Raw genomic sequence first — 18,348 nt, forward strand, 5'->3', positions numbered from 1 at the left:
CCGACGTCCTCGGGGGAGATGGTGATGCCCTTCTCCACCTCGACCCGGTAGCGCAACGGCGTGCCCTTGCCGACCCGTTCGCTGCCACCGGGCGCGGTGACGAAGGTCCCCGGACCGCTCTGGGGGAGGGGGGTCGTGGAAGGGCTGGGCGACGCGCTGGACTCCTCAGGTTCCGCATCCGAAGCCGCATCCGAAGCCGCATCCGCATCCGCATCCGGTTCCGGTGACCCGGTGGTCCTTTGAGACTCCGGGCCCTCAACGGGTGCGAGAGCAGCGGACGTTCGTCCCGTGTCGGACGGCAGCCACGCCACGACCGCGCCACCGACGGCCGCGAAGGCCGCCAACGCGGCCACGCCGCCCAGTAGTCGGGTCCTCACGCTCCGCTCGGAGCGCTTCCGGCGGCGGCCGCCGGCGGGGTTTCCTCTGTGCGCTGTCACGATGGTTCACGATGTGATCGCCATGTGATCGGACCTGGCCCGGAAGGTAACGAACCGATAACCCTCCTTGTGGTCATGGCCATGTGGATACTGTGCGCATGCCACGCGTACTGCTGATCGAAGACGACCCCGCCGTCCGGGAGGGGGTCGCCCTGGCCCTGCGCCGCCAGAACCACGACGTCGCCGCCACCGCCACCGGCGAGGAGGGGATGGACCGGCTGCGAGCCTTCCGGCCCGACATCGTCGTCCTCGATCTGATGCTGCCCGGCATGACCGGCCTGGAGGTGTGCCGGGGCATACGGGCCGTCGACCAGACCCTGCCGATCATCATGGCGACGGCACGGGGCGAGGAAGTGGACATCGTCGTCGGTCTGGAGGCGGGCGCCGACGACTACGTCGTCAAACCCGTACTGGCCAGGGTGCTCGACGCCCGCATACGCGCCGTCCTGCGCCGGGCGGCGGGGGCCGCGCCGGGCGCCGAGGGCCTGCCGAAGATCGACACCTACGGCGACCTCGCCGTCGACCGGGCCGGCCTGACCGTCGCGCTGAACGGCGAGCCGATCGCCCTCGCCCCCTCCGAGTTACGGCTCCTGCTCACCCTCTCCGCCTCACCGGGCCAGGTGTTCAGCCGTCAGCAGCTCCTGGAGGCGGTGTGGGAGCACGACTACCACGGTGACGCCCGACTCGTGGACGCCTGCGTCAAGCGACTGCGCACCAAGATGTCCGAGCCGCCCCGCGCGCCCCGCTACATCCACACCGTGCGCGGTTTCGGCTACCGCTTCGCGGCGCCGTGAGGAAGCGCCGGCTGCGGGGCCTGCGGGCCCGCCTGGTGGTGGCCTTCGGGCTCGTCGCCGCCGTCGCGGCCATCTCGACCGGGGCCCTGACCTTCCGTGAGGCGCGCACCGGAGTCCTCCAGCAGAGCCAGGACGCTACCATCAGACAACTGCGGGCCCAGCTCAACCAGCACGCCGGTGAACTCCCCGTGCCCCCCGACGAGTCGGCGCTCGGGAAGTTCGCGCGGGACGTGGCGGCCACCGAGTCGCAGGGCAGCTGGCGGGTGCTGGTGACCTACGGGGACCGCAGCGGCTCCTCGGCGCCGGGAGACCCCTTCACCGAGGTGACGCCCGCCCTGCGGGGGGCCGTCGGATCCAGCCAGGCCACCGTCTTCCAGCGGGTGCGCGGCGAGGGGCGCACCTCCCTCGTCGTCGGCATGTCGATCCTCTTCGGCGGCCGGGACACCACCGCCGCGGTCACCGGGGTCCACGTGTTCCTCGTCGTGCCGCAGACCACGGAACAGGCGTACGTCGACGCCCTGGTGACCGCTGTCGAACGGGCGATGGTCGTGGCCCTCGCGCTCGCTGTCGTGCTCGCGCTCCTCGCCGCCCGCGGGGTGCTGGTGCCGGTGCGCAAGCTGCGGCTCGCCACCCGCAGGATCGCCGAAGGGCGCCTGGACACCCGGCTCGCGGTCAACGGGTCGGACGAACTCGCTGATCTTTCCCACACGTTCAACGAGACGGCCGCCGCGCTGGAGACATCGGTCGCGGAACTGCGCGAGATGGAGTCCCGGGCCCGCCGCTTCGCCGCCGACGTCTCGCACGAACTGCGCACCCCGCTCGCCGCCATGTCCGCGGTCACCGACGTCCTTGACGAGGACGCCGCCCGACTGGGCCCGGACACGGCCACCGCGGTCCGGCTCATCAGTGAGGAGACCCTCAAACTCGCCCGTCTCGTCGACGACTTGATGGAGATCTCCCGCTTCGACGCGGGCGCCGCGGTGCTGCACCTGGACGAGATGGACCTCACCGAGTCGATCCGCCGCACCCTCGCCTCGCGCGGCTGGACGGACACGGTGACGACCGATCTGCCCCCACCCGACGCGGTACGCGGACGCGTCGACCCGCGCCGCCTCGACGTGGTCGTGGCCAACCTGGTCGGCAACGCCCTCAAGCACGGCGACCGTCCCGTACAGGTGAGCCTGCGCGGCGGCGACGCGGTGGCCGTCATCGAGGTGCGGGACAGCGGTCCCGGCATCCCGCACGACGTGCTGCCCCATGTCTTCGAGCGGTTCTACAAGTCGGACACCGCCAGGATCCGCTCCGAGGGCAGCGGTCTCGGCCTGTCCATCACCGCCGAGAACGTCCGGATCCACGGCGGGACCGTCCGCGCGGCCAACCACCCGGTCGGCGGCGCCGTCTTCACCGTAGAACTTCCGCTGTGGCGGGACGAGTTGCCCGAGGAGAGCCCGTCATGAAGCCCCTGCGCCGCGTCCCGTTGCTGGCGCTCCTCGCGCTCACCTCCTGCGGGATCCCCGCGACCGGGGTGGTGGAGGCCGGCGGTCCCGCGAGCGGGACTCTGCCGATGACGCCGGTCTACTTCGTCGAGGACGGCGCACTCGTCGCGATGCCGCGCACGACCGAGCGGCCCGGTGACCCCGAGGCGGCGCTGCGGCTGCTGATGGCCGGTCCCCTGGCGGGGGAGGGACGCCAGGACGGCCTTGTCACCGAGGTGCCGGGTGTGCCGACCGCCATGGCACTCCCGCCCGCCACCGACGGGCCCGGCGACCCGCCCGCCCCGGACGCCCCGACGGTGACGGTGAAGGGGGACGCGATGACGATCCGGCTCCCCGCGGGCATGGACAGGCTGAGCGGCACCGGGGTGCGGCAGATCGTCTGCACGGCCGCCGCCGCGTACCGCCTCACGCGCCCGTCCGACGTCACGGTCACCGCTGAGGTGACCGGCGACGGATGGCAGGTCAGGGCGTCGGACGAGGGCTGCTCCGAGCGGTGAGGGGGCGGAAGGCCACCGGGGTCCGAGCGGCTCCCGCAGGGTGCGCGCCGCGAGCAGCGTGAGGTCGTCCTCCGAGTCGGCCGGGGCAGGCGGTCGACGACGGTGGTGAGGATGTCAGGGAGGGCGTGTCCGGAGGCGATGGGGACGTGGGTGAGGGCGGCGAGGCTCGTGTCGATGTCCTCGCCGCGTCGCTCCACGAGCCCGTCGGTGTAGGCCGGCAGCAGGGAGCCCGGCGGCATCGGCCGACGGCGGCTCTCGTATCCGCCGAAGCCCGTGCCCACCGGAGGTCCGACTGGCAGGTCCGCGAACTCGGGGGCGCTGCCGGGCCGGACCAGCAGCGGCGGAACATGGCCGGCCGTGGCCAGGACCACTTCTTCGCCGACGGGGTCCAGCAGGGCCGGCACACAGGTGGCGACGCGGTCCAGGTCGAGCGCGTGGGCGGTGCGGTCCGCCTCGGTGAGCAGCCGGTCGGGCGCGAGCCCCTGCAGGGCCGGCGCGCCGAGCGGTACTCGCTCATGGCCGCGGCGGCCCGCGCCCCGTGTCCCATGACGTCCCGACCACCAGCTGGGTGCGTCCCGAGGGCAGCGCCACGGCGTCGAGCCAGTCGCCGCCCACCTCGGCGCCCCGCCCGGCGGGCAGATAGCGGCTGGCGATCTCCAGGCCTGGCCCCGGTATGTGCGGAGTAGCCAGGAAGGCGCGCTGCATCTCCAGCGCGGTCTCGTGCTCGTGGGTGCAGCGCAGGGCCTGGCCGATGCCTGTCGCGGCCCGTGGTGTCAGCAGTTCCAGTAGCTCGACGTCGTCCGGCGTGAACTCGGGGGAGTGCCCACTGCGGCCGAGCATGACCGCCCCTACGGGCTCCTCGCCGACCATGAGGGGCAGGTAGGCCACGGACTCACCCGCCGCTCACCAGCTTCTCGAAGAAGAACTCGTGCTTGAGGAACGACGTCTCGTGCTCCGTTCCCGGATACGGCGGGACGAGCTGCGCCGCCTGGAAGAGCCGCCAGCCGTCCTCCAGGGCGGCGACGCCCGTCTCGTACGGCGGCTCGTCGCTGTCCCCGGTCGTCGGGCGGGTGGTGCCCGTGCCGTCGTAGCGGGCCCAGCCGACGACCCGGGAGTCGAGCGCGGAGGTGTCCAGGTACAGGACGAGTACCTGCTGGCGCACGGTGGTGGACATGGTCACGGCTGGCTCCTTCGGGTGGCGGGCCGGTTGGCGATGCGGGTGGCCCAGTACTCGATGTCGAACGTGGGATCGCCGGACAGGGCACGCCACAGCCGGATCCGGTTCAGGATCTCCAGCCGGCCGGTGGCCTGCTCGTACCAGGGGAAACCGCGCCCCAGTTCCTCGCGGACGGCGGGAGCGTCCAGGTCGGCGGTGTCCCACAGCCGCACCTGCGGCACGGTCGGGTTGAAGCGGATCTTGTACATGTGGCGGACGGTGTCGCTGTCGTTGCGCCGCCCGCCGTGCCAGATCCCGTGGTGCAGCAGGACGACCGTGCCGGCCGGGCAGGTCAGCCGGGTCTGGCCGCGCAGGTTCTGGTAGCGGCCGGTGTCGGACTCGTTGGTGCGGCGCAGATGGCTGCCGGGCACGATGAGCGTGCCGCCCATCTCCGCGGTGACCTCCCGTGGGTAGTACATGAGCTGGACGTCGAAGGCGTCGGTCCGCACATCGATGACGGCGTCGGCGTGCAGTGGCTGCGCACTGCCCTCACGTGGCTCACGGATGTGCACGAAGTGGTGGTCGACGGTCGGATCAGGGCCCACCAGACTCTCCAACGCCCCCGCGACCGCGGGCAGTTCGACGAGCCGGCGGGAGAAGGAACCCTCGGGGAACGCCTTCGGCACGGGAGTGCCGTACGGCACGGAGGGCAGCCCGGCGGCGAAGACCCCGAGTGCCTCCTCGTTCATCTCCGGGGGCACGATGCCGTCCAGGCGCAGGAAGCCGTGGGCCACGAACCGCGCCACCTGGGCGGAGTTCAGCAGCTGTCGTGTGGTTGACATACGGCAACCGTAGGAACAACGAGCCCCGCGGTCGTGGGCTGTAATCGACGACCACTGGTAATTTTCCACCATGACCCGTCACGTCGACCTGGCTCTCGACCTGCCGCCCCACGTGGAGAACGCGGGCGTCGGCGTCCACGGCTCCGCGGGCCCGCACGACGTGTTCCGACTCCCGCGCCTGTGGCAGCTGCATCTCTACGGCTACTCGGGCGCCCTGGAGTTCGGCGGCTCCCGGCACCCGATCCGCCCGGGACACGTGAGCCTCGTCCCGCCCGACACCGAGGTCCACTTCCACTACGACGCCACGCGCTGCGAGCACCTGTACGCCCACTTCAGGCTGCCGGGCGACGGCGAGCGGCGCCGGGTTGCGGTGATGCAGGACGCCGGCGTGGACGCGGCGGTGCTGACCGGGCTGCTGCGGCAGACGGTCGCGGCGACCGCGCAGTCCCCGGCCCGGGCCTCCGCGGAACTGTGGACGGTGCTGTGGCGCACGACCGGCCTGGCAGGCGCCGGCGAGGACCGCGCCCGGCACCCCGCGCTGCGGACGGCCATCGCCCACATCGAGGAGCATCTGGCCGGTCCCCTGACCGTGCCCGGTATCGCCCGTGCCGCCGGGGTCTCGCACACCCATCTGACCCGGCTGTTCCGCGAGGACACCGGACACACCGTGGTCGCCTACATCCGGCGCCGCCGCATGGAACGCGCCCGGCACCTGCTCATCGCCTCCACGCTGGCCATCCCGGCGATCGCGGCGACCGTCGGCATCCCCGACCTCCAGGCCTTCAACAAGACCTGCCGCAAGGAGCTGGGGGCCTCGCCGCGGGCCGTACGGGAGCGGCACGGATAGAACGGGGCTCGGGCGGGCGCCGGAACCGTGCGCGGTGTCTGCCGGTCGCCGCGCGGCCGGCGTAGAGGACGAACGAGATCGTCGTGACGTACGGGCAGGAGGGGGGCAGAGCGCGCCCCGTCATTCCTTCCCGGTGAGCAGCCGCCGCGGGTTGGCGATGCGGAAGGCGTAGGCCGCCGCCCCGCCGAGCCCGTGGCCGGGGTGCTGCGGCGGCTCCGCGTAGGGCCGGTCCGAGCCCTGGACCACGGCGTCCACGCCCAGAGCACGTACGACGGACTCGACCGCACGAGGCCCGTACGAGGACGTCTCGACGAAGACCGACGGGTCCGGCCCTGTGCCGTCGCCCCCGCGCGCGGCGAACCGCTCCCCGTGTAGCGGCGCGAGCCCGGCCAGCAGGGCGAAGCAGACCCGCAGCCGTGGGTGGCGGGGGCGGCCGTAGGCGCGGAAGGCGAACCAGGCGGCGTGCATCTGCTGGACGTAGGGGACCATCGCGGGCCACCAGCCGGGCCCCTCCGAGCCACCGGCCGCGGGCCCGGGGTGGACGAACAGCGGGAGGTCGCGCTCCTCGAGCAGATCGAGCAAGGGGGCGCACCGGCCGTAACCGGCCGCGTCCACCAGGGCGTTCGCGGGCAGCTGGAGGCCGACGAAGCCCTGGTCGAGGTGATCGGCCGTCGCCCCGGCGTCGATGTCCCGCACACACGCGGCGGCCCACGCCCCGAACGGCTGCGGCAGCGCGGCCGCGCCCTCGTGATAGGCGTCCAGCAGCGGCCGTGCCTCCGCCGCGGGCAGCCACTCCACGCCGATCGGCGCCGAGAGGGAGACGAGCGCGAGGCCGAGGCCGTCACTGGCGGCGAGTTCCGCGCGCAGGGCCACGTCGTGGTCGGCGGGCCGGAGGTCGTAGGGCGGCTCACCGTCCAGATGCAGCCTCCAACCGTCGAGGTACGGCGGCTCGCGCCGCGCCCTCAAGGCCGTCACGAGCGACGGACTCCACAGATGCTGGTGCACGTCGACATTGGTCATGGCGCTCCTCCCACCCGGGCCCGCGATGTGCTCCGGTCCGCCTGTCCCCATGATCTCGTGGCAGACCACCTCCACGTCCACCCCGCGGGCACCCGTCATGGGTCACCGGACTTCGGACGCCGAGCCGATCTCCACCACCCGGGCCCAGGCGGGCGGTGAGTCCGGCACGTACTCGGGATTGTTCTCGCGTCGTGCCCCGCTCCTCCCCGGACGGGGGAACAGACCGATGACGGTACGGCATGAAGGCCGCGCGCTCGGCCACGGCGTCTGGCCGTCGGTCAGGGCCACGACGACGTCCGGCCGGGGGCGCGAGCGCAGCGCCTTCTCGAAGCCGTCGCGCAGATCGGTGCCCCCGCCGCCGACCAGCGGGATGCCCTCGGACCGGCACAGCGGATGTACGACCCCGGCCGCCGCGTCGCACGAGAGCACGCTGACCAGGTCGCGGCGGCCGCCCACGGCACGGGAGATCGCGGTGACCTCCAGCAGGGCGCTGCCCAGTTCGGTGTCGCTGACCGAGCCGGAGGTGTCGATGATCACGCAGACCCGCGGGGGCCGGCGCCGCAGACTCGGCAGTACCGCGCCGGGGACCCCCGCCGAGCGCCGCGACGGGCGCCCGTAGCTGTAGTCGTCGCCCGCGCCGGAGCCGGCGACCGCCGAACGGAGTGCCGCGCCCAGCAGGTCCCGCCACGGCTGCGGTGGATGGAACGCCTCCTCCGCCCACCGCTGCCAGCCCTGCGGGGTGCTCCCGGGACGTGCCTTGATGCCCTGCGCCACCTGGAAGCGGACCGCGTCCCGCTCCTGCTCGCTCAGCCCGTCCGCCCCGTCGGGGCCCAGGTCCCACTCGCGCTCCAGGCCGTCGGCACCGCTGCCGCAGTCCAGCCAGGACAGGTCGAGGGTGAGCGGACCGAGGCTGATTCCGCTCAGGTACTCCTCCATCAGCCGTCCCGCGGGAAGCCTCAACCGCTCGGGCCGGACGGCGCCTTCGGGCTGGACCAGTCCGTCGCCGTACACGTCGTCGTTGATCTCGCAGTCCGCGGCGATGTTCATCCGCAGCCGGTCCCCGACCCCGGTCAGCCCGCGCTCCCGGGCCACCCGGTCACCGCGCCCGTGGTGGTCGCGCAGCAGGTGGGAGACCTCGTGCACCAACACGCCCGCCAGCTCCTCCACCGGCATCCGGTCCACGAACGCCGGGGAGACGTAGCACCGCCAGTGCCGGTCGACGGCCATCGTCGGGACCCGCTTCGACTCGACGGTGTGCAGCGCGAACAGCGCGGTGGCGAGGTACGGGCGGGCCCGGGCGGCGTGCAGACGGGCGGCGAAGAGCTTGTCGCGGTCCAGGTGTCCCCCCTCCCCGGGGGTGTTCGTGCTCATCGGCGTGCTCATCGGCGGGCCTTGGCGGCGACCGCGGCCCGGTCAGCCCGCTGAGACAGCGCCACCGTCCCGGCGAGCCTGTCGATCGCCGCAGGTACGTCCCAGTCCTGCTGCCGCAGCGAGGCGAGCGTGGTCGCGGGCACGACCACCAGGTCCGGGGCCCCGGTCTCCAGCGCCCGCACCAGCACCGCCCAGGCCGCGTCCCAGCGGGCCCGGTCCGGACGGGCGCGTACGGCCGCCACGACACCGTCGAGCACGGCCTGCCGCAGGTCTCCCCGCTCGGGCAGGACGGCCCCCGCGGGATCGGCGAGCACGTCCTCCGGGTCCGGGAGGTCCAGCCGGTCCAGGCTCGCCAGCAGCTCAAGTCCCGGACCGTCGCCCACCGTGCCCCGGACCAGCAGCGACAGCACGTCCCGCGCGGAGCCGGCCGCGGTCGCGAAGGCGACCAGGGCCAGCGTCATGTCCCAGCTGCGGGGCGAGGGCCAGGGGCCGCCCCGGCGGGTCTCGTTGGTGGGCAGCCGGTGCACGAGCGTGGGCCGCGCGGCGAGCAGCCCGCACACCGCGCGGCGGGCGAAGTCCACGGCCTGAGGCAGCTTCAGCGGATCGAGCCGCGGCAGCGTGGCCCGCGGCCAGGTCCCACCGAGTCCGCGTACGACGACTTCGTGGTCGTGGGTCCACTGGAGATGGACGAACCGGTTGGCCAGCGGCGGGCTCAGCTCCCAGCCGTCGGCCGCCGAGGACCGGGGGTTGGCGGCGGCCACGATCCGTACCCCGGGCGGCAGTTGGAGCGCGCCGATCCGCCGCTCCAGGACGAGCCGGAGCAGCGCGGCCTGGACGGCGGGCGGTGCGGTGGACAACTCGTCCAGGAACAGCAGCCCCCGCCCGGCCCGCACCAGCCGGACCGCCCAGTCCGGCGGGGCCATCGGCACGCCCTGGGTGGCGGGATCGTCCCCCACCACGGGCAGGCCCGAGAAGTCGGACGGCTCGTGCACGCTGGCGATGACTGTGGTCAGCGGCAGGTCCAGGGCCGCGGCGAGCTGGGTCAGGGCCGCGGTCTTGCCGATGCCGGGCTCTCCCCACAGCAGGACCGGCAGATCGGCGGCCACGGCCAGGGTGAGGGCCTCCAGCTGGGAGTCGGGGCGCGGTTCGGTGGTGGAGTCGCGCAGGAGGGCCAACAGGTCGGTGGCGATGTCGAGTTGGGAGGCGGGGGCGGGGGCAGGGGCGGTCATGGGCATGAGGCATCACCTGTGGGCTAGGAGTGGCAGGAAGAAGGAGACCGGTCTCCCGGATTTCCCGGAGGAGGATTCAGTTCGCGTGACGCGGACGGGTACGCCGGTTGCGGGAGTCACGACCGCTCGGACGCGGGCGGTACCGGGCGGGCCCGGGTCCCGTCAGGCCAGCCCTGAACAGGCCGTAGGTGACGCGCCGCAGCGCGGCCGCCTCCAGTTCGTCCCGGAGGGGGCCGGTGCGCAGCAGCGCCTCGGGCCCGAGGAGTCCTTCCACGACGGCCAGGGCGCCGGCGGTGTCACCGTGCACGAGACGTTCGCGGACGCCGTCCAGGCAGTGCGGTCGGCGGTGTGCCTCGTCGATCGCCTGGAGGCAGGGGAGCGGGGTGCCGGTCAACGCGACCAGCAGCTCTTCGCGCCGGAGCTCGTCGGGATCGTGGTCGAGCGGGGCCAGCACCCCGTCGACCAGGCCGATCCGGTGGCGGGCTCCCCGGCACTCCACGAGGCGCGGGCGCCCGGGCCGGTCGGGAGCGCGGGGCGGTCCGGTGCCCGCGCGGCCCGGTGCCAACGCGGCGGCGACCAGGGGGTGCAGCCGATCCGCGTCGATCGCACCCGCGCGCAGCAGCTGGAGGTCCGGCAGCACCCAGGTCGCCGCGTCGGGCAGGACGGGGAGCGCGGAGACGACAGCGGCCGAGGGGGTCGGTACGGGCCGTAGCAGGTCGTCGTCCGCGGCGAGCTCCAGCACCAGCCGGTGCCGTCCGCCGAACCGCACCGACACACCACCGCCGGAGCGTCCTTCGGCCGCGAGCAGTATCCGCGCCTCGGCCGCCCAACGGTCGACGGCACAACCGGGCGGTACCTCCAACTCAGCCTCACTGGAGGAAAGTTGCCCGGCCGCCGACGGAAGCGACGGCTCGCCCGCCCCCGACCGCCCCGGCAGCTCCCCGACCCTGCCCGCATCCCACAGGTGCCGGTGCAGATCCAGCCGGAACCGCCGGTTCGGACGCGGGTGCGGATGCGGATGCCGTACGGCGTCGGCCGTGGACCGGGACCACAGCGCGAGGCTGATCCGCTGCCCGGCATCCGCCCAGGTGGGCGCGGTCCGGGCCACGAGATGCACGGTGCCCTCGACGGCCTCGTACCGCGCCAGGGCCAGGGTCAGCCCGGGCCGCAGCAGACCGTCCGGAGCGATCCTCGGCAGGTGCCAGCGCAGCAGGTCGGGAGCGAGGGCGCGGAGATCGGACCGGACCCTGGACACCAGTTCCCGGCCGTGATCGCGGGTCACCGCACGGAGGTTGAGATCGATGTCGAAGCCCGCGGCGGCACACGCCCCCGCCCAGTCCCCGGCGAGGCGGCGGGCGGTCGCGGTCTCGATCATGGAGGCCGGCACGGCGAACTCGCGCACGCGCGGCCAGAAGGACGTACGGATGTCCTCGTTCGCGGTCGAAGTGAGCATCAGCACTCACCTTGCGCGGACGGGACCCCCGATCGTTGAGAAGTGTGAGTCGTCATCGCGGAGCAGCGTAAGCCGCTCCCCGCGCCTCCGCCACGGGTTTTCCGGCGGGTTAGCCTGGGACGTGATCGCATTCCCGCTCGGCGCCGCCACCACGCTGGCAGAACTCGCCGGTGACCCGCACCCGCGGCTGGCCCGGCTGCGGGCCCACGAACCCGTGTCCTGGCTGCCCGAACTGAACGGCTGGCTGGTGACCCGCCGCGACCTCGCGCTCGACGTGATGCGGGACGCCGAGACCTTCACCGTCGACGACCCCCGCTTCTCGACCGCGCAGGTCGTCGGCGCGAGCATGCTCTCCCTGGACGGCGACGAACACACCCGCCACCGCGAGCCGTTCACCGCGCCCTTCCGCCCGCGTGAAGTACGGGACGGGTTCGCCGAGTTCATCGAGCGGGAGACCGACCGGCTCGTCACCGCACTGGAGCCGGCGGGCGCCGCCGAACTGCGCCGAGCCTTCGCCGGGCCGCTCGCCGTCGCCGTCGTCACCGAGGCACTCGGGCTGGTGGGCGCCGGCACGGACACGGTGCTCTCCTGGTACGACGCCATCGTGCGGTCGGTCTCGGACCTCACGGAGGGCCGTGCCGCAGGACCCGCGGGCCCGCAGGCGTACACACAACTGCGGCAGGCGGTCGAGGCCACGGTCGCGGAAGGGGCCGGCTCCTCGCTGCTGATCTCCGCCGCCGGCCGGCTGGCGCTGCCGGAAGTGGCCTCCAACGCCGCGGTGCTGATGTTCGGCGGCATAGAGACCACCGAGGCGATGATCACCAACGCGCTGCTGCACCTCCTCCGGCACCCCGACCAACTCGCCCTAGTCCAGGCCGACTTCACGCTGCTGGACGGGGCGATCGAGGAGTCGCTGCGCCTCGAACCCGGCGCGGCCGTCGTGGACCGGTACGCCACCCGTGACATCGCCCTCGGACCGGCCACGATCCACCAGGGCGACCTTGTCACCGTCTCCCTCACGGGCGCCAACCGGGACCCCGCCGTCTTCCCCGACCCCGACCGCTTCGACGTGCGCCGCGCGAACTCCCGCCTCCAACTGGCCTTCGCCCACGGCCCCCACTACTGCCTCGCCGCCCACCTGGCCCGCCTGGAGACCCGCATCGCCCTGCGGCAGCTGCTCGACCGCCTCCCGGGCCTCCGCCTCGACCCGGACCACTCGACCGCCCCGCACGGCCTGGTCTTCCGCAAGCCGCCCACACTGCACGTGCGGTGGGGCTGATCCGAGCGACGCTCAGCCGGCCTGCTTCACCTCCAGGGACAGGTCGTTGTCGACCGTGTAGTAGGGCCGCACGACGATCTTCCCGGCCGTGGCGCCGGGGTAGACGAAGACCCGCTTGCGGTCCGCCACGTCGTCCAGGAGACGGGCGACCCGGATCATCGGGGCGCCGGGAGCGGGTCGTACGAACAGGTCCCAGATACCGGGGTCCAGGGTCTCGTCGGCGACCGTGAACGAGAAGCTCCGGCTGTCCTCCGCGACCAGTGGCCGAAGCGAGCGCACGGTCGCTTCCCCCTGCCGCGGCCGCAGCAGCACCTCGGCTCCGTCCGGCAGCGAGGCACCGTGCAGCCGGGCCGTGATCTTCAGCGTCCCGCCGCTGACGTCGACACGGCCGACCTCCGCGTGCGCGGGCCGCAGCCAGGTCCGGACCGCGAGGTAGCCGTCCTCGGTGACATAGGGGACCCGCACGGCCAGCGGCCCGCGCCGCTCCCGCAGGTGCCCGTCGATCAGGGCCCGCAGGTCGCGCGGGCCCGGACGCAGACGCGTGCGCTCGGACCCGTCCAGCAGATACACGTCCCACCGCCCCTCCGCGAGCACGGGATCCGGGCCCAACACGGCCTGCGTGCGCCCTTCGCCGACCGGGTCCAGGTCGAGGACGTGCAGGGTCTCTTCGGGCTGCCCCTTCTTGGGGCGCAGCCGCAGCAGCAACTCATGCCCCGGGCCCGCCGCCAGCGCGAAGGTGATCCGGCCCTCCGAGTCGACGGCGCATCCAACACGTGGCGTGGTCATGACCGCCCCTTCCGTACGAGGCGCAGCGCGCCGCTCGCCGCGATCAGCGCGGTGTCCCTGGCGGCCGAACCCCGGGCGGTCAGAGCTCCGCCCTGGCGCTGCCGCACGACCCGCCGACCCGCCCTCCGCGCCGAGACCGCCTCGGTGATGAGCCGCTCGGCCTGCTCGACGACGGGACCGGGAGCGAACCGCCGCGCGTTCTCCAGCGCCGCCCTGCCCATACGGCGGCGCCGTTCGTCGTCCCCGACCAGCTCCAGCAGGGCGCCGGCCAGCGCGTCCCGGTCTCCCACCGGCACCAGCCGGCCGTCGACCCCGTCCGCGATGATCTCCGCGGGCCCGTGCGGACAGTCGGTGCTCACCACGGGCAGCCCGCAGCGCATCGCCTCGACGATGGTCATGCCGAAGGGCTCGAAATCGGAGGTCGCCGCCCCGATCGAGCCCTTGACCCACTCCGCCTCCATCGGGGCCGCGGCACCCATCAGGAAGACGTTGTTCCACAGGCCGAGGTCGGTGATGAGCCGCCGCAGCCGGTCGTGTTCGTCGCCCTTGCCGTAGATGCGCAGCTGCCAGTCCGGATGCTCGGCGGCGACCGCGGCGAACGCCTCCACGAGAAGGTCGTACCGCTTCAACGCGACCAGCCGTCCGGCCGCGACGACCACCTTGCCGGAGCCGTCCGCGGCCGGAAGTACCGGATCCGGCACGCTGTTGGGAAGTGCCTCGACCCGTACGCCGGGCAGCCGCATCCGGCGCCGGTAGGCGGCCGCGTCCGCCTCGGTGACCGTGGTGAGGACGTCGAGCCCGCGGTAGGCCCGGCGCAGCGCGGTGCGCAGCCGGGGCGAGTGGTTGTCCAGGGTGAGGTGCTCCTGGCCGATCCGGGCGACATGGGGTGGCGCCTGGCCGGCGAGGTGCACGTTCAGCCCGGGACGGGTGCCGATCACCGCGTCCGCGTCGATGGTGGCGAGGGCCTCGGATATGCGCTGGTCGGTCAGTTCGCTGTACTGCCCGTACCGGTACTCCGAGCGCGGGAACACCCGCGCCGGTCTCCGATGCGACGGGTGTTCCTTCTCCTGCCTCAGATCCACCAGCGGCCGCAGCGAAACCCGGGGATCCAGCACGAAGTTGGGCAGTTCCCGGTGCCGCAGTACGGAGACGATCTCCACCTCGTGTCGTTCGGCCAGTGCCTGGGCCAGGTTGAACGTGGTGGTGATGGTGCCTCCGATCGCGTAGGCGTTGTGGAGCAGGAAAGAGATCTTCATACCGGGCTAGACCACCCGGCACCGCCTCCGGTTGGCCCCCGTTACCCTTTCGTGGTGTCCTCGCCGTCCGGACGTCATGCCGTGTACTGGTATGCGGGATAAGTGAGGTAGCCGTTGTCGCCGCCCTGGAAGTAGGTGGCCTCGTCGGCGGGGGCGATCGGCAGGTCGGTGCGCAGTCGCTCGACCAGGTCCGGGTTGGCGATGAAGGCGCGGCCGAAGCTGATGAGATCGGCACCGAGGCCGAGCCAGTGGTCGGCCTCGGCGCGGCCGGTCTGCTTGGCGCCCATCGGCAGCACGGGGTTCATGACGAGGGCACCGGGCCAGACCCGCCGCAGGTGCAGGAGCGTCTCCTCGGGAGCTGTGGCCTCCAGATGGACGTAGGCCAGTCCGAGACGGGACAGCTCGCTCAGCAGCTCGGTGTACAGCTCCTCGACCTCGGTCTCCTCGACTCCCCAGAAGGTGCCGCCCGGGGAGAGACGGATACCGGTCCGGTCCGCGCCCACGGCGTCCACGGTCGCGGCGGCCGCCTCGACGGCGAACCGGATCCGGCCGGCCACCGAGCCGCCGTAACGGTCCGTGCGCAGGTTGGCGTTGGAGGAGAGGAACTGGGAGATCAAGTAGCCGTTGGCGCCGTGCAGTTCCACCCCGTCGAACCCGGCGTCGACGGCGCGGCGGGCGGCCTCGGCGTACGACGCGGCGTGCTCGGGCACTTCTGCCGTCTCGAGCGCCCGCGGTACCGGTGCGGGCTGGGGTCCCGTGGGGGTGAACACCTCGCCGGTGGCCCGGACTTCGGAGGGCCCGACGGGCCGCAGGCCGTTGGTGTCCGGGTGCGAGACCCGGCCGCCGTGCATGATCTGGGCGAAGATCCGGCCCCCGTTGGTGTGCACGGCCTCGGTCACCTGGCGCCAAGAGGCCACCTGCTCGTCGGTGTGCAGCCCGGGCGTGCCCGGATTGGACTGACCGATCAGGCTCGGCTGCACCCCCTCGCTGACGATCAGGCCGGCCGTTGCCCGCTGCGCGTAGTAGCGCGCCATCGACGGCGTCGCCAGACCGCCCTCGGCGGCCCGCACCCGGCTCATCGGGGCCATGACCACCCGGTTGGGCAGCCGCAGTCCGCCCAGCTGGAAACCGGTGAAAAGCGTCGTCACGTCACATCTCCTTCGTAATGTGCCGTGCCCGTGTCCCGGGCACCCGGTTACGCTAAAACCTGACGTCGACGTGAGGGTCAAGTCCGCGAGGGAGAAACACGTGCGCATCGGGGAACTGTCTGCACGGGCCGGGGTCAGCGTCCGCGCCTTGCGCTACTACGAGGAGCAGGGCCTGCTCGTCAGTGCGCGCAGCCCGAGCGGCCAGCGGCACTACACGGAGGCCGCGGTGGAGCGCGTGCTCTTCCTCCAGCGGATGTACGCGGCCGGACTCTCCAGCCGCACGATCGCCGAACTCCTCCCGTGCGTCGAGTCACCCAGCGCGGAGACCTCCGACGCCGCGCTGGAGAGAATGGCGGAGGAGCGCGACCGACTCTCCGAACACATCGCGGACCTGATCCGCACCAGGGACGCTCTGGACGGGCTGATGGCCGTGAACCGGGCTCACCGGGAGAGTCTGCGGGTGGGGTGACGGGCTGAGTTTCCGGACCGGACCGTCCACCCGATCGGCACTCGGGACGCCCCAACCTCGCGGATGGCCGCGAACCCCGTCGCCCGCCGCGAGAGCCCGCGCGTGGCGTGACACGCTGGGGGCACCGCAGTCGGTCGGATCGAGGAGCTTCACGTGACGTATGACATCGCCGCCCTCCGCTCCCACTTCCCGGCTCTCGCCGCCGGTATCGCCCACTTCGACGGTCCCGGCGGTACCCAGACCCCCGAGCCGGTCATCCGGGCCATCGCCGACGCCCTGGCACAACCCCTGTCGAACCGGGGACGGATCACGCTGGGGGAGCGCAACGCCGAGCGGATCGTCACCGGGGCCCGCCGAGCCATGGCCGACCTGCTCGGGGCGGACCCGGCGGGGATCGTCTTCGGCCGCAGCGCCACCCAGCTCACCTACGATTTCTCGCGCACCCTCGCCAGGACCTGGTCGCCCGGCGACGAGGTGGTCGTCACCCGCCTCGACCACGACGCCAACATCCGGCCCTGGGTCCAGGCCGCCGAACAGGCCGGTGTCACGGTGCGGTGGGCCGAATTCGACCCGAAGACCGGGGAGTTGACGGTCGACGCGATCCGGGCCGTACTGTCCGGGCGCACCCGGCTCGTCGCCGTCACCGCCGCCTCCAACCTGATCGGCACCCGCCCCGACATCCCCGCGATCGCCGAGGCGGCCCACGAGGTCGGCGCACTCGTCCACGTCGACGGCGTCCACCACACCGCCCACTCCCTCGTGGACCTGGAGCAGCTCGGCGCAGACTTCTTCGTCTGCTCGCCGTACAAGTTCCTCGGCCCGCACCACGGAGTCCTCGCCGCCCGCCCGGAGTTGCTGGAGACCCTGCGCCCGGACAAGCTCCTGCCCTCCACCGACACCGTCCCGGAACGCTTCGAACTGGGCACACTGCCCTACGAGTTCCTCGCCGGCACCGCCGCGGCGGTCGACTTCCTCGCCGAGCGGCTGGACCCCGACGCCACCGGCAGCCGGAGGGAGCGCCTGGCCGCCGCCTTCGCCGCCCTCGAAGCCCACGAACACATCCTGCGCGACCGGATCGACAAGGGGCTGGCCGCGCTCGACGGCATCACCGTCCACTCCAGGGCCGCCGACCGCACCCCGACTGTCCTGCTGACCTTCGACCACCACAGCACGGCCGACGCGTACGCCTTCCTCGCCGAGCGCGGCGTCCAGGCCCCCGCCGGCTCCTTCTACGCCGTCGAGGCCTCCCGCCACCTCGGCCTCGGCGACACCGGCGGCCTGCGCGTCGGCCTCGCCCCCTACAACGACCTACAGGACGTCGACCGGCTCCTGACGGGACTGACAGACTTCCTGAAGAGGTGAAGGGAGAACCGCCCATGACCACGTTCCCCACCGCACGAGACGTACGGACCACCCCGGAGGGCCTGCTGTGGGAGCCCAGCGAACGCTGGGTGCGCGGCCGCAAGGGAGAGGTCACCGTCGTCGACAGCCGGCACCCCGTCCTCGTCTGGGAGCCCGACGTACCCGTGCCGGTCTACGCCTTCCCGCGTGCCGACGTCCGCGAGGACCTGCTGCGCCCCGCGAAGAACCCGGCCACCGGCACCCACACCGGTTCACAGGTCTTCTACGACCTCAAGGTCGACGGCGAACTCGTCGAGAACGCCGCCTGGACCTTCCCGGCCCCCGACCTCGCCGACCACATCGCCTTCGCCTGGTTCCGGCGCCGGGGCACCGGCCTCGACCACTGGTACGAGGAGGAGGAAGAGATCTTCATCCACCCCCGGGACCCGCACAAACGCGTCGACGCCATGCCCAGCAGCCGCCATGTCCGGGTCGAGATCGACGGGACGGTGGTCGCCGACACCCGCCGCCCCGTCCTGCTCTTCGAGACCGGCCTGCCCACCCGGTACTACATCCCCCGCCAGGACGTCCGCCTCGACCTCCTCGAAGCCACCGACCACCACACCGGCTGCCCCTACAAGGGCACCGCCGAGTACTGGTCCACGGGCGGCCACGCAAACATCGTCTGGAGCTACCCCGACCCGCTCCCCGCCGTGGGCGCCGTCAAGGGACTTCTCGCCTTCTTCAACGAGGCCGTCGACATCACCGTGGACGGGGAGCGCCTGGAGCGGCCGGTGACCCCCTTCACCGGAACCGTGAAGTGATCGCCCGGAGCGGCCAGCGCCGTACCTGCGCGAATCACCCCCAAACCGTCCGCGACACGTGACCTGACTCTCATGGCCACCGGTCGCCTTTGCCGAGAACATG

Annotated in this window: 18 protein-coding genes and 2 pseudogenes; 8 read left to right on the forward strand and 12 right to left on the reverse strand. The window is 72.9% G+C overall.

Annotated elements, in window-relative coordinates; translation table 11 throughout:
- A pseudogene (locus ACFVYN_RS10335) lies at positions 1-362 on the reverse strand (hypothetical protein); the annotation flags it as partial.
- Positions 363-535: 173 nt separating this feature from the next.
- On the opposite strand from ACFVYN_RS10335, the gene ACFVYN_RS10340 reads away from it, so the two are divergent.
- From ACFVYN_RS10340 to ACFVYN_RS10350, 3 genes are read left to right on the forward strand one after another with little or no spacing between them, the layout of a single operon-like run.
- Complete coding sequence (locus ACFVYN_RS10340) at positions 536-1,231, forward strand: response regulator (RefSeq protein WP_389995335.1); 696 nt, start codon at positions 536-538, stop codon at positions 1,229-1,231.
- On the forward strand, positions 1,228-2,688 hold the full coding sequence (locus tag ACFVYN_RS10345; RefSeq protein ID WP_389995338.1) for an ATP-binding protein: 1,461 nt from the start codon (positions 1,228-1,230) through the stop codon (positions 2,686-2,688). The genes ACFVYN_RS10340 and ACFVYN_RS10345 overlap by 4 nt, the downstream gene beginning before the upstream one ends.
- Complete coding sequence (locus ACFVYN_RS10350) at positions 2,685-3,224, forward strand: hypothetical protein (RefSeq protein ID WP_389995341.1); 540 nt, start codon at positions 2,685-2,687, stop codon at positions 3,222-3,224. Before ACFVYN_RS10345 ends, ACFVYN_RS10350 begins: the two co-directional genes overlap by 4 nt.
- A gap of 140 nt (positions 3,225-3,364) precedes the next feature.
- Here the strand turns inward: ACFVYN_RS10350 and ACFVYN_RS10355 are convergent.
- The 4 genes and pseudogenes from ACFVYN_RS10355 to ACFVYN_RS10370 all read right to left on the reverse strand — a co-directional run.
- Positions 3,365-3,712, reverse strand: a pseudogene (locus tag ACFVYN_RS10355) (PP2C family protein-serine/threonine phosphatase); the annotation flags it as partial.
- 25 nt (positions 3,713-3,737) lie between these two features.
- Positions 3,738-4,112 (reverse strand): GAF domain-containing protein, encoded by a 375-nt coding sequence (locus ACFVYN_RS10360; RefSeq protein WP_389995344.1) that lies wholly within the window; start codon positions 4,110-4,112, stop codon positions 3,738-3,740.
- A 4-nt stretch (positions 4,113-4,116) separates the two neighbouring features.
- Positions 4,117-4,398 (reverse strand): hypothetical protein, encoded by a 282-nt coding sequence (locus tag ACFVYN_RS10365; RefSeq protein WP_329272673.1) that lies wholly within the window; start codon positions 4,396-4,398, stop codon positions 4,117-4,119.
- Between the two features lie 2 nt (positions 4,399-4,400).
- Complete coding sequence (locus ACFVYN_RS10370) at positions 4,401-5,222, reverse strand: phytanoyl-CoA dioxygenase family protein (RefSeq protein WP_389995346.1); 822 nt, start codon at positions 5,220-5,222, stop codon at positions 4,401-4,403.
- Positions 5,223-5,292: 70 nt separating this feature from the next.
- Between ACFVYN_RS10370 and ACFVYN_RS10375 the strand changes: the two genes are divergently transcribed.
- Positions 5,293-6,069: a helix-turn-helix domain-containing protein gene (locus ACFVYN_RS10375; RefSeq protein WP_389995349.1), complete on the forward strand. Its 777-nt coding sequence runs from the start codon at positions 5,293-5,295 to the stop codon at positions 6,067-6,069.
- A gap of 120 nt (positions 6,070-6,189) precedes the next feature.
- On the opposite strand, the gene ACFVYN_RS10380 is transcribed toward ACFVYN_RS10375, so the two are convergent.
- The 4 genes from ACFVYN_RS10380 to ACFVYN_RS10395 all read right to left on the reverse strand — a co-directional run bounded on the left by ACFVYN_RS10380 (position 6,190) and on the right by ACFVYN_RS10395 (position 11,142).
- Entirely contained in the window at positions 6,190-7,089 is a 900-nt protein-coding gene (locus ACFVYN_RS10380; RefSeq protein ID WP_389995352.1) for an amidohydrolase, read from the reverse strand.
- 102 nt (positions 7,090-7,191) lie between these two features.
- On the reverse strand, positions 7,192-8,460 hold the full coding sequence (locus ACFVYN_RS10385; protein ID WP_389995355.1) for a VWA-like domain-containing protein: 1,269 nt from the start codon (positions 8,458-8,460) through the stop codon (positions 7,192-7,194).
- Positions 8,461-8,468: 8 nt separating this feature from the next.
- Positions 8,469-9,695, reverse strand: a complete 1,227-nt coding sequence (locus tag ACFVYN_RS10390) for an AAA family ATPase (protein WP_389995358.1) — start codon at positions 9,693-9,695, stop codon at positions 8,469-8,471.
- Between the two features lie 70 nt (positions 9,696-9,765).
- Positions 9,766-11,142, reverse strand: coding sequence for a hypothetical protein (locus ACFVYN_RS10395; RefSeq protein WP_389995361.1), 1,377 nt, complete (start codon positions 11,140-11,142; stop codon positions 9,766-9,768).
- A gap of 121 nt (positions 11,143-11,263) precedes the next feature.
- Between ACFVYN_RS10395 and ACFVYN_RS10400 the strand changes: the two genes are divergently transcribed.
- On the forward strand, positions 11,264-12,421 hold the full coding sequence (locus ACFVYN_RS10400; protein ID WP_389995363.1) for a cytochrome P450: 1,158 nt from the start codon (positions 11,264-11,266) through the stop codon (positions 12,419-12,421).
- A gap of 12 nt (positions 12,422-12,433) precedes the next feature.
- On the opposite strand, the gene ACFVYN_RS10405 is transcribed toward ACFVYN_RS10400, so the two are convergent.
- The 3 genes from ACFVYN_RS10405 to ACFVYN_RS10415 all read right to left on the reverse strand — a co-directional run bounded on the left by ACFVYN_RS10405 (position 12,434) and on the right by ACFVYN_RS10415 (position 15,611).
- Positions 12,434-13,207: a hypothetical protein gene (locus tag ACFVYN_RS10405; RefSeq protein ID WP_389995366.1), complete on the reverse strand. Its 774-nt coding sequence runs from the start codon at positions 13,205-13,207 to the stop codon at positions 12,434-12,436.
- Positions 13,204-14,463 carry a glycosyltransferase family 4 protein gene (locus ACFVYN_RS10410; protein WP_389995369.1) on the reverse strand — a complete coding sequence of 420 codons (1,260 nt, stop codon included), beginning with the start codon at positions 14,461-14,463 and terminating at the stop codon, positions 13,204-13,206. Before ACFVYN_RS10410 ends, ACFVYN_RS10405 begins: the two co-directional genes overlap by 4 nt.
- 74 nt (positions 14,464-14,537) lie before the next feature.
- On the reverse strand, positions 14,538-15,611 hold the full coding sequence (locus ACFVYN_RS10415) for an alkene reductase (protein WP_389995372.1): 1,074 nt from the start codon (positions 15,609-15,611) through the stop codon (positions 14,538-14,540).
- Between the two features lie 100 nt (positions 15,612-15,711).
- On the opposite strand from ACFVYN_RS10415, the gene ACFVYN_RS10420 reads away from it, so the two are divergent.
- The 3 genes from ACFVYN_RS10420 (at position 15,712) to ACFVYN_RS10430 (ending at position 18,245) form a co-directional block, all read left to right on the forward strand.
- The gene (locus ACFVYN_RS10420; RefSeq protein ID WP_389995375.1) at positions 15,712-16,080 is read left to right on the forward strand and encodes a MerR family transcriptional regulator; all 369 of its coding nucleotides are present in this window, start codon (positions 15,712-15,714) and stop codon (positions 16,078-16,080) included.
- 153 nt (positions 16,081-16,233) lie between these two features.
- A complete protein-coding gene (locus ACFVYN_RS10425) occupies positions 16,234-17,442 on the forward strand; it encodes a cysteine desulfurase-like protein (RefSeq protein ID WP_389995378.1) in 1,209 nt (402 codons plus the stop codon).
- Positions 17,443-17,456: 14 nt separating this feature from the next.
- On the forward strand, positions 17,457-18,245 hold the full coding sequence (locus ACFVYN_RS10430; protein WP_389995380.1) for a DUF427 domain-containing protein: 789 nt from the start codon (positions 17,457-17,459) through the stop codon (positions 18,243-18,245).
- Positions 18,246-18,348 lie beyond the last annotated feature (103 nt).

It is taken from the genome of Streptomyces sp. NPDC058307 (assembly GCF_042880295.1).
Taxonomy (GTDB): Bacteria; Actinomycetota; Actinomycetes; order Streptomycetales; family Streptomycetaceae; genus Streptomyces.

Bases quoted from the DNA above. Each gene is read 5' to 3' on its own strand.
- ACFVYN_RS10430 (WP_389995380.1), top strand. From the start codon at position 17,457: ATGACCACGTTCCCCACCGCACGAGACGTACGGACCACCCCGGAGGGC.
- ACFVYN_RS10410 (WP_389995369.1), bottom strand. From the start codon at position 14,463: ATGAAGATCTCTTTCCTGCTCCACAACGCCTACGCGATCGGAGGCACC.
- ACFVYN_RS10370 (WP_389995346.1), bottom strand. From the start codon at position 5,222: ATGTCAACCACACGACAGCTGCTGAACTCCGCCCAGGTGGCGCGGTTC.
- ACFVYN_RS10380 (WP_389995352.1), bottom strand. From the start codon at position 7,089: ATGACCAATGTCGACGTGCACCAGCATCTGTGGAGTCCGTCGCTCGTG.
- ACFVYN_RS10340 (WP_389995335.1), top strand. From the start codon at position 536: ATGCCACGCGTACTGCTGATCGAAGACGACCCCGCCGTCCGGGAGGGG.
- ACFVYN_RS10405 (WP_389995366.1), bottom strand. From the start codon at position 13,207: ATGACCACGCCACGTGTTGGATGCGCCGTCGACTCGGAGGGCCGGATC.
- ACFVYN_RS10350 (WP_389995341.1), top strand. From the start codon at position 2,685: ATGAAGCCCCTGCGCCGCGTCCCGTTGCTGGCGCTCCTCGCGCTCACC.
- ACFVYN_RS10390 (WP_389995358.1), bottom strand. From the start codon at position 9,695: ATGCCCATGACCGCCCCTGCCCCCGCCCCCGCCTCCCAACTCGACATC.
- ACFVYN_RS10375 (WP_389995349.1), top strand. From the start codon at position 5,293: ATGACCCGTCACGTCGACCTGGCTCTCGACCTGCCGCCCCACGTGGAG.
- ACFVYN_RS10385 (WP_389995355.1), bottom strand. From the start codon at position 8,460: ATGAGCACGAACACCCCCGGGGAGGGGGGACACCTGGACCGCGACAAG.
- ACFVYN_RS10365 (WP_329272673.1), bottom strand. From the start codon at position 4,398: ATGTCCACCACCGTGCGCCAGCAGGTACTCGTCCTGTACCTGGACACC.
- ACFVYN_RS10395 (WP_389995361.1), bottom strand. From the start codon at position 11,142: ATGCTCACTTCGACCGCGAACGAGGACATCCGTACGTCCTTCTGGCCG.